The sequence below is a fragment of the Mesorhizobium sp. M7A.F.Ca.MR.362.00.0.0 genome, from assembly GCF_004023175.1.
Taxonomy (GTDB): Bacteria; Pseudomonadota; Alphaproteobacteria; order Rhizobiales; family Rhizobiaceae; genus Mesorhizobium.
Map to the genome: position 1 here is coordinate 8,166 of NZ_RZTF01000100.1, position 9,584 is coordinate 17,749.

11 protein-coding genes are annotated in these 9,584 nt (G+C 61.2%); 7 read left to right on the forward strand and 4 right to left on the reverse strand.

Going from position 1 to position 9,584, the window contains the following annotated elements:
* The 4 genes from EOC06_RS15020 to EOC06_RS15035 all read right to left on the reverse strand — a co-directional run.
* Positions 1–957 (reverse strand): ABC transporter substrate-binding protein (locus tag EOC06_RS15020; protein ID WP_245469615.1); only part of this gene is annotated, 957 nt, incomplete at its 3' end.
* Positions 958–993: 36 nt separating this feature from the next.
* Positions 994–2,079, reverse strand: a complete 1,086-nt coding sequence (locus EOC06_RS15025; RefSeq protein ID WP_127271287.1) for an ABC transporter ATP-binding protein — start codon at positions 2,077–2,079, stop codon at positions 994–996.
* Positions 2,080–2,516: 437 nt separating this feature from the next.
* Positions 2,517–2,891, reverse strand: a complete 375-nt coding sequence (locus tag EOC06_RS15030) for an autotransporter outer membrane beta-barrel domain-containing protein (protein WP_164898589.1) — start codon at positions 2,889–2,891, stop codon at positions 2,517–2,519.
* Between the two features lie 128 nt (positions 2,892–3,019).
* Positions 3,020–3,712, reverse strand: a complete 693-nt coding sequence (locus EOC06_RS15035; protein ID WP_128308144.1) for a TetR/AcrR family transcriptional regulator — start codon at positions 3,710–3,712, stop codon at positions 3,020–3,022.
* 141 nt (positions 3,713–3,853) lie between these two features.
* Here EOC06_RS15035 and EOC06_RS15040 point away from each other — a divergent pair, with 141 nt between their 5' ends.
* From EOC06_RS15040 to EOC06_RS15070, 7 genes are all read left to right on the forward strand, one after another.
* On the forward strand, positions 3,854–4,780 hold the full coding sequence (locus tag EOC06_RS15040) for a shikimate dehydrogenase (RefSeq protein WP_206631192.1): 927 nt from the start codon (positions 3,854–3,856) through the stop codon (positions 4,778–4,780).
* 12 nt (positions 4,781–4,792) lie between these two features.
* Positions 4,793–5,779, forward strand: a complete 987-nt coding sequence (gene dctP / locus EOC06_RS15045) for a TRAP transporter substrate-binding protein DctP (protein WP_128308145.1) — start codon at positions 4,793–4,795, stop codon at positions 5,777–5,779.
* 60 nt (positions 5,780–5,839) lie between these two features.
* The gene (locus EOC06_RS15050; RefSeq protein WP_245469616.1) at positions 5,840–6,358 is read left to right on the forward strand and encodes a TRAP transporter small permease; all 519 of its coding nucleotides are present in this window, start codon (positions 5,840–5,842) and stop codon (positions 6,356–6,358) included.
* On the forward strand, positions 6,355–7,656 hold the full coding sequence (locus EOC06_RS15055; RefSeq protein ID WP_128308146.1) for a TRAP transporter large permease: 1,302 nt from the start codon (positions 6,355–6,357) through the stop codon (positions 7,654–7,656). The genes EOC06_RS15050 and EOC06_RS15055 overlap by 4 nt, the downstream gene beginning before the upstream one ends.
* A gap of 20 nt (positions 7,657–7,676) precedes the next feature.
* The gene (locus tag EOC06_RS15060) at positions 7,677–8,111 is read left to right on the forward strand and encodes a type II 3-dehydroquinate dehydratase (protein WP_164762497.1); all 435 of its coding nucleotides are present in this window, start codon (positions 7,677–7,679) and stop codon (positions 8,109–8,111) included.
* A gap of 187 nt (positions 8,112–8,298) precedes the next feature.
* Positions 8,299–9,018 (forward strand): cyclase family protein, encoded by a 720-nt coding sequence (locus tag EOC06_RS15065; RefSeq protein WP_210212236.1) that lies wholly within the window; start codon positions 8,299–8,301, stop codon positions 9,016–9,018.
* 82 nt (positions 9,019–9,100) lie between these two features.
* On the forward strand, positions 9,101–9,584 hold a 484-nt coding region (locus tag EOC06_RS15070; protein WP_164898590.1), incomplete at its 3' end, for a sugar phosphate isomerase/epimerase.

The following is a 9,584-nucleotide window of genomic DNA, read 5'->3' on the forward strand; positions in this document are numbered from 1 at the left end:
CTGGAACAATTCGACGGATTTGCCGACAGGACCGATGGGCAGGTTGGTCGTGCGTATGTCCTTGGCGATTTCAGCCAGCTTTGGATCTTTGTCCTTATTGATCTTGGCCGTGTTGTAGGCGGAAATTCCATTGGCGATCACGCCCAGTTCGCCGGCCAGGAAGGCGCGGTTGTTGTTGACGTCGAGCCAGCTTTCGGTGCCTGGAATGAAGGTCTTGTAAAGCTCCTGCGCATATTCGATCGCCTTGAGGGTCTCGGGGCTGTTGATCGTTACCTTGCCACTCTCGTCGACCATCTGGCCGCCATGGCTCCACAGCAGCCAATGAGCATAGTTGTTGCCGTCGCCGACGCCATGACCATGCGTGAAGCCGGCCGGATGTCCCTTCGCTTGCAAGGCCTTGCAAAGTTCCAGGAAGCCTTTCGTGTCCTTGGGAAACTCCGAAAAGCCAGCCTCTTTCACCCAGCTTTCCCGATAGACGATGGCATTGCCGATCGTGGCCAGGGGCAGGCCGACAAACTTCCCGTCGCGTGTCGCATATTGCTTAGGTCCCTCGTGCCAGCCGCCATATTTCGAGCCGAGATACTCGCCCAGTTCGCTCACGTCGTGCAGCTTGTCGGGATATTGGTGCGGGTCATCGAACCAGACGAACATCAGGTCGGGGCCGGACCCGACATTTGCTGCGACCGCCGCCTTGGGACGAATGTCCTCCCAGCTTTCCTTGTCGACGCGAACCTCGACACCTGTCGCCTCGGTGAAGCGTTTGGTGTTGGCCAGCCATTGGTCCTCATCGCCCTGGACGAAGGGCGACCAGCGCAGCAGTCTAAGCTTGGCGCCATCCTCGGGTTTGTATTTCAGTCCGTCCTGGGCAAGGGCCGGAGAGCTGATGAACCGACTTCCCAAGGCACCCGCCGCCGCGCCGGCGGTGGTGCGGATCACGTCGCGTCTGGTGAACTTCATGCTCGTTTCCTCCTGTTGTTGTCCTTGCCTGTGGTTCTACTGATCGATACGTGTCTGGAATCTCTGTCCGGTTTCTGCGTGAAAGAGATGGATAAGGCTGGGCTCGGCCGTAAGCCGGATGGTTTCGCCCGGCGTAAAGGAATGTCGTTCCCGGAAATTCGCGACGATCTCTTCGCCGCCGGCTGTCCGGCCGATGAGCTGCACTTCGGACCCGGTTGGTTCAACCACCGCGACGGTGACCGGAATGCCCTGGTCGTCGGACAGCCGCAAATGCTCGGGCCTTATTCCCAGCACCACAGGCTCGCCGTTGCGGATGGAAAGTGCCGAGGCCAACGGGACCGAAATCCCCCCGGCGCCGCGGAACGAGGGTGAGCCGTCGGTAGCGATCTCGCCCCTCAGCAAATTCATGGCCGGCGAGCCGATAAAGCTGGCGACAAAAAGATTGTTCGGCCGGTCATAGAGTTCCAGCGGCGGCCCTATCTGCTCGACGATGCCGTCATGCATGACCACGATCTTGTCAGCCATGGTCATGGCTTCGATCTGATCGTGAGTGACGTAGACTGTCGTGGTCTTGAGGCGCTGGTGCAGTTCCTTGATCTCGGCGCGCATCTGCACCCTGAGTTTGGCGTCGAGATTGGACAGCGGTTCGTCGAAGAGAAAGACCGCCGGATCACGAACGATCGCGCGGCCCATTGCGACGCGCTGGCGCTGGCCGCCGGAAAGCTGCCGAGGATAGCGCGCCAGCAACGGCACCAGCCCAAGGATTTCGGCTGCGCGGCGCACGCCTGCATCGCTCTCCGGCTTGGAAACTCCTTTGAGCATCAGCGAGAACGCCATATTCTCGGCGACGGTCATGTGTGGGTAGAGCGCATAGTTCTGGAAGACCATGGCGACGTCGCGCTCCTTGGGCGCAACGTTGTTGACGACACGTTCGCCAATCGCGATCTGGCCGCGTGAAATCTTTTCCAGGCCGGCGATCATTCTGAGGAGGGTTGATTTTCCGCAGCCCGACGGTCCGACCAGAGTGACGAACTCGCCGTCCTCGATGTTCACGCTGACCCCGTGCAGGATCTCGACAGCGCCGAATGATTTATAGACTTCGCCAATTGCGACAGACGCCATCGATCCTCCCAACAAATTCCCGCGACGTCGTCGAAGGAACAACGCTTCCGCTAGCGACAGCCCTGGCTCCTCCCAGGCTCACGCTAGGCCGAAACGGTAGCGCTACCAAACCGGGCTGTAAAGCGTTTACGGGAAAGCCGAGCCTTGGAGGGTCCGCTTCGCGCCACACAATCCTCCCAGCTACTCCTGCGTCCGCTTCTGCGCGATCAAGTCCAGCCGTCTGCGGTCGCAGCGTTCGCGTTCATCGCGGTTGCGCACGTCCTTGTAGGCGCGCTCCGACCGGCGGCGATAAGGCTGGCTTCCTGCCTGGCGCTCGCCAGGTCGCCTCCTGGCGTACGAACGCCTGGGCGATGCGATAAGCGGCCGTAGTGATATTCCGGATCGAATGGCCCTTTTTCGTAAGGGGCAGTCATTCCGGAACGATCCTTCCCGCTTAGTTAGAATTCCACGTTGAGCTTTGCATTGAAGCCGTTCTGCTGGACGCCGGAGCCGAACTGACCCTGATAGGCGACGCTGAGGGTTGCGGCATCGGTCAGGTTGAGATCGAGCCCCGCTTCGATGGCGGCACTGTCCTTTGCGATCGGTACGCCAGCGATTGTGAAGGCATCACCGGCAGAGAAGGCATGTGTGCTGGTCGGTATGATGCCGCCATAGGCATGGCGCCAGCCCAGCATGCCGCGCGCTGTGGCATCGATGGCGCCGAGCGTGAAGCCGGCGGAGGCTCTGAGACCAAGCGTGGTGAAAGTGGCGTCGGTGGTCTGGCTTGCACTGGTCAATGCCGCCGCACCGCCCTTTTCCGTTAATCGTGCCATCGAGCGTAAGGTTGTCACGCACTGCTATCTGGTCGCTCACGCCCGTGGCCGGATTTCCAGCGGTGCCGGCACTACCCAACTCGTAATCGAGGATGGATCGGCCGACAGCTCCAGATTGCCATCGACCGTCAGCGTACCCCACGAGCGCGCCCTTTCGGGCGCTCGGGTTTCAGTGCAAGGCCGATGACCATTTCCACCAAATGATCTCGGAGCAAGCGCTGCCCGTCCACGGTGTAGAGCGTACTGCCAAAAATGCGCGAGAAGGTCGCTTGGTTGGAAACGTTGAAGAAGCTCGACGCGCTGATGTGCCAGTGCAATTCGAGAGGCGACACGTCTTCACGGAAAAGGCCATCCGCACGCCCGCGCCGGCAAATCGCCTCAAGCTTTTGAATAGCCCCTGCATTCAACAGCCTGATCAGCTCGGATTGTTCGAGATACACGCCATGATGGATGTTTTCGATCATCACGATCCTGATGAAATCCGGATGGCGGCTGTGATGATCGAAGGTGAATTCGGCGAGCCGTTTCAGCGCCTCTACAGGCGGAAGGTGGTCAAGTTCCAGCTCCTGCTCGCCCGTTCGCACCTGCCGGTAGGCTTCCTCGAGGACGCGGCCGTAGAGCCGCTCCTTGTCGCCGAAATAGTAGTAGATCATCCGCTTTGACGTGTGCGTCTTTGCCGCGATCTCGTCGATGCGCGCGCCCGACAGGCCGTTTGCGGCAAACTCGGTCATCGCCACCGCGAGTATGTTCTTTTGAACGCCGGCGGGATCCTGCTTCCACCCGCTGCGGCCGCCCGCTGCCACCTTCTCGTTCAGCACCATCTCATCACTCATGTCCGCTCCTCGCAATCGTGGCACCAGCACCTGAGTCTAGCAAATTAACCGAATAGTACAAAGTTGTTGACGAAATTAACTGACTGGTACAAAGTTGCGCTCAGTCCGATTTGGGAGGATCGCTTGGCCTTGTTTGCCGCCACCGCGGAAAAATGGGAGACGTCTCCCAGTTCGCCCCGCATATTGGTCGGCTTGCTCGGGCGTGGAATTCAGCTTTCCCGGACGCCGGCGATGCACGAGGCGGAAGGCCGCGCCCAAGGACTCTCCTGCGTTTATACGCTGCTCGATACCGAAACGATGGGTGAGACTGCCCCTCCTTTGGCCGATCTCATCGCCTTTGCCGGGCACTTCGGCTTTACCGGCTTCAACGTCACGTTTCCCTACAAACAGGAAATCATCCCGCTGCTCGACGAGCTTTCCGAGGCGGCCGAGATCCTTGGCTCGGTCAACACCGTAGTGTTCCGGGGCGGCCGGCGCATCGGCCACAACACCGACAAGTGGGGATTCAAGGAGAGTTTTCGCCACGGGCTGGCCGGACAGAGGTGTCGGAAGGTGCTGCTGCTGGGAGCAGGGGGCGCCGGCGCCGCGGTGGCCCACGCCTTGTTGGAAAGCGGCGTCGAGACGCTGCTGGTAACCGACTTGCAGGCTGATCGGGCCGAAGCGCTGGCGTCGCGGCTCAGGTCAGCCGGCTGCACGCAAAAGGTGGAGGTCGTCTCGGACCTTGCCGTGGCTTCGGCTCGCGCAGACGGCATCGTCAACGCGACCCCGGTCGGGATGGCAAAGTCGCCCGGCATGCCGATTGCCGCCGATCTGTTGCGACCGGAGTGCTGGGTCGCCGACATCGTCTACCTGCCGCTCGAAACGGAACTGCTCAGACAGGCACGGCAACGGGGCTGCCGCACGCTCAGCGGCGAGGGCATGGCCGTATTCCAGGCCGTGCGGGCTTTCGAGCTTTTCACCGGGCTTGCGCCCGATGTTGAACGGATGAAGGCGGCGTTTGCCGCCTTTGGGAGCGTCCGTGACCAGCCGACACATGACTTGGACAATAGCCAATAGGGAGGAACGACCATGACTTTCAATGCCACACGCCGGGAACTCCTGGTCGGGGCGGGCGCGCTCGCCACGACGGCAGCTTTTCCGGCCCTTGCCCAGGACAAGCCGAAGCTGCGCTTCTCGGCCGTGTTCTCCGAACAGGATATCCGCGCCGACATGGTGAAAATGTTCGCCAGCTCGATCAAGGACGACTTCGTCTTTGAGGGGTACTATGGCGGCAATCTGTTCAAGCAAGGCACCGAGCTCGTCGCCCTGCAGCGCGGCAATCTCGAGATGGGCAACATCGCGCCACAGGATATCTCCAAGCAGATCCCGGCATGGTCGATCGTCACCGCCGCCTATTTGTTCCGCGACGCCGCACATCTGAAAACGTTCTTCGCCGGCGATCTCGGCGCAGAGATGAAGAAGATGGCCGAGGACCAGCTTGGCGTGCGTGTGCTCGGACCGACCTATTTCGGCGCCCGGCAGATCGGCCTCAAGCCGGACAAGAAGATCACCACGCCAGCCGACATGGCGGGCATCAAGCTGCGCATGCCGGGCGGCGATGCCTGGCAGTTCCTCGGCTCCGCACTCGGCGCCAATCCCGTCGCCATGGCCTATGCCGAGGTCTATACCGGGCTGCAGACCGGCGCGATCGACGGTCAGGACAATCCGCTGCCGAATGTCGAGAACATGAAGTTCTATGAGGTCATGTCGCAGATCGTGTTGACCTCGCATCTGGTCGGGTTCGATCTGCTGACCGTGTCGAAGAAGGTGTGGGATGAGATGGACGCCGACAAGCAGGCGAAGTTCCAGGCCGCCGCTGACGCCGCCATCGAGTTCAGCACGCAAAAGCATCTTGCGCGCGAAAAAGAGTTGGTCGAGTTGTTCAAGGGCAAGGGTCTGAAGCTCTACGAGCCCGACATCGCTGCGTTCCGCAACTACGCTCAGGAGAAATACCTGTCGTCGGACCTGGCCAAGGACTGGCCGGCCGGCATGGTCGACAAGATCAACGCGCTCTAAGCCGGAGGCACGGCGGGGCTTGCGCCGCGCCTCCTCATTCCAGCAGGCGGAGAAGCCCGCGTGACACCTTCGCTCCGAAACTTTGGTCGCTGGCTATACCGGCGCGCCGAGAACGTCCTCGCCGTCATGCTGGCGGCAATGTTCGCGGCCTTCCTGCTGCAGATCGCCTTTCGCTACCTGCTCAACATGCCGATCGGCTGGACCAACGAAATCAGCGTGATCCTGTGGATCTGGCTGGTGCTGTGGGGTGCAGCCTTCGTTGTCCGCGAGGAGGAGGAGATCCGCTTCGACCTCTTCTACGCATCGGCCCCACCGCGCGTTCGCCGCATCATGTTCCTCATCGCGGCCGCATCGCTGATCGTGCTCTACGCGATTTCGTTTCCTGCCGTGCTCGACTACGTGACGTTCATGAAAGTCGAAAAGACCGCCTATCTGGAGATCCGCTTCGACTGGCTGTTCTCGATCTACGTCATATTCGTCGTGGCTATCATTGTTCGCTACCTCTGGCTGTCCTGGCAAGCCGTGTTCGGCAAGGCGCCAAAGGAGTTCGATCCCACCAAGGCGGGGTCGGGCGTATGAATCTCGCCAGCCCGTTCTCGATATCGGTCGTCGCGATCACCATACTTGCCTTCCTCGGGCTGCCGATTGGGCACTCGATGATCGCCGGCTCGATCCTCTATCTGCTGCTGGCAGGGCTCGATATGGGGACGGCGGCCGAGCAGCTGCTGAACGGGATGTACAACAACTACATCGTCCTCGCGGTGCCGCTGTTCATCCTGGCTGCGGAGCTGATGAACATCGGCTCGATGACAGAGCGCCTGCTGCGCTTCTGCGATGCTGTGGTCGGCCGGTTCCGGGGCGGCCTTGCCTACGTCAACGTCGTCCAGAGCATCATCTTTGCGGGCATGTCGGGATCGGCCATCGCCGATGCTGCCGGCACCGGCAAGATGATGCAAAGGATGATGACCAAGGACGGCAAGTACACGCCAAGCTACGCTGCGGCGCTGACGGCCGTGACCTCCGTCATCGGCCCGATCATCCCACCGTCGATCCCCATGGTCATCTACGCGCTCGTGTCCGACGCCTCGATCGGCTACCTGTTCCTCGGCGGCGTCATTCCCGGCCTGTTGATGGCGGCGGCGCAGATGGGGATCGTGGCCTATCAGGCGCGGCGCAACAACTTTCCGGTCGAAGCCCCGACCCCGCTGCGCGAACTCCCGGGCATTACCTGGCGTGCCTTCCCCTCCCTCATGATGCCGGTCGTGTTGCTCGGCGGCATATACTCTGGCGTCACCACGCCGACAGAGGCGGCAGCGGTTGCTGCGGCCTATGCGCTGGTCATCTCCGTGGTGCTCTACCGCAGTGTCAGCTTCGCCGACTTCTATCGTTCCGTGCTGGCCAGCGCGCGCACCTCGGCCTCGATCGGCATGCTGATCGCCGGCGCCCTGGTCTTCAATTATGTGGTCACCGTCGAGAACATCCCGGACTCGATAAAGGTCATTCTCACAAGCTGGGATCTGTCGCCCATCGGCTTCCTGATCCTTGTCAATATCCTGCTGCTGCTGCTGGGCTGCGTGCTCGAAGGCACCACGATTCTTCTCGTGATGGTGCCCGTCCTCATCCCGACGGCGCGCGCGCTCGGCATCGACATGGTGCATTTCGGCGTGATGGTGGTGGTCAACATCATGCTCGGCCTGGTGACGCCGCCATACGGTCTGCTGCTGTTCATCATGACGAGGATCGCCGAAGTGCCGCTGAAGGACATTGTCCGCGACGTGCTGCCGTTCCTGTGGGCGATGATCGCTGCGCTAGCCCTCATCACGTTCTTCCCGGAGTTTGTGCTCTGGTTGCCCAGGCTACTGGGCTACCAGGGCTGATCGAAGACAAAGGAGCCGTCATGGTGAAGCCTATCTACGTGATCAACGGTCCGAACCTGAACCGGCTCGGCAAGCGCGAACCGGAAATCTACGGCACGACGACGCTGGCCGAGATCGAGGCTCTCTGCCGCGAAGCGGCCGGCGACACGCCCGTTCGCTTCCATCAGTCGAACAGCGAGGGTCAGATCATCGACTGGATCCACGAAGCGATCGACGAGGGAGCCGGGATCGTCATCAACCCGGCCGGCTTCTCCTTCACGTCGATCGCCATCCTCGACGCGCTGAAGATGTTCTCCGGCCCGATCGTCGAGCTCCACATCTCGAATATTCACAGGCGCGAGGAGATCTACCACCGATCGCTTGTGTCGAAGATCGCGACTGCGGTCATCGCAGGCCTCGGGCCTCGGGGATATGCCACCGCGGTGAAATCGTTGAGGGAGTTGACGGACGAATAGCGATGGTCGGCGATCTCGCCAGGCACTCACTTCTAGTTTTTACAGGAGTTAACAGGGAAGGGAAGAAAGCCACATGTGTCCTCCAGGATGCCTTCATTCGATCTGCGAAAACGCCACCCGCAGGGGACTGCTGAAAGCCGGATTTACGCTCGGCCTTGGCGCGGCAGCGGCAGCCACGCTTCCAACCGTGCCGCCAGCCCAGGCGGCGGCGACGAGTTTTACCGACACGGTCGACCTCTCTCACGCGCTCTATGAAGGGTTTCCCACTTTCAGCGGCGAGAAATGGTTCACAGTCGAGCATCTCGTCACCTTCGCCAAGGACAAGGTGAACCTCAATCGTTGGACGATCGTCGAGCACAGCGGCACCCACATGGACGCGCCTATCCACTTCTCCGCCGACGGTTTGACGGCCGACATGATCCCGATCTCGGATCTGATCGTCCCTGTCGCCGTCATCAACATCGCGGCGCGCGCCGCCGAGAACGCGGACACATCGCTAACGCCGGATGACATCAAGGCGTGGGAGTCAAAGAACGGCCCACTCCCGCAAGGCTGTTGCGTGGTAATGAACTCCGGATGGCACAGGCTGGTCGGCGACCCGAAGTTCACCGGTAACGACAATAAGAAGAGAAATCACACACCCGGTTTTCATGTCGAGACCGCGCAGTTCCTGATTGGCGAGCGAAAGGTGAAAGGGATCGGCGTCGACACGCTTTCACTGGACACAGGGCTTAATTCGGGCGGGGCGTTTCCTGTCCACTACGAATGGTTGGGCAGCGGTCGTTGGGGCGTGGAGTGCCTGGCGAACCTCGATGCAATCCCTGAATCCGGAGCGCGTCTCTTCCTCGGGATTCCCAAGGTGAAAGGCGCGACCGGCGGGCCCACCCGCGTCATCGCGCTTCTTTGATGCAACCAGGAACGTCCGCTCACAGATATTACCTGCTCCTTGGACTTGGCCAAGTCCAAGGAGCATGGCTTGGACCTCGGCGATGAAAACCTCGATTGCCACCGTATCGATCAGCGGGGACCTCCGCGAGAAGCTTGCGGCCATCGCCGCGGCCGGCTTCGACGGCGTGGAAATATTCGAGAATGACTTTCTTGCTTACGACGGAAGTCCTGCCGAGGTCGGGCGGATGGTCAGGGATCACGGCCTGGAAATCACACTCTTCCAGCCTTTCCGCGATTTCGAAGGAATGCCCGAGCAACAACGTTCGCGCGCCTTCGAGCGGGCGGAGCGCAAGTTCGACCTGATGCAAGAGCTCGGCACGGATCTGATGCTGGTGTGTTCCAACGTTTCGCCCCTGGCGCTGGGCGGCATCGACCGCGCTGCCGACGATTTCCGCGAACTCGGCGAACGGGCAGGACGACGCGCCCTTCGCGTCGGCTACGAGGCGCTGGCCTGGGGGAGGCATACCAGCGACCATCGCGACGCCTGGGAGATTGTCAGGCGGGCGAACCATCCCAACATCGGAC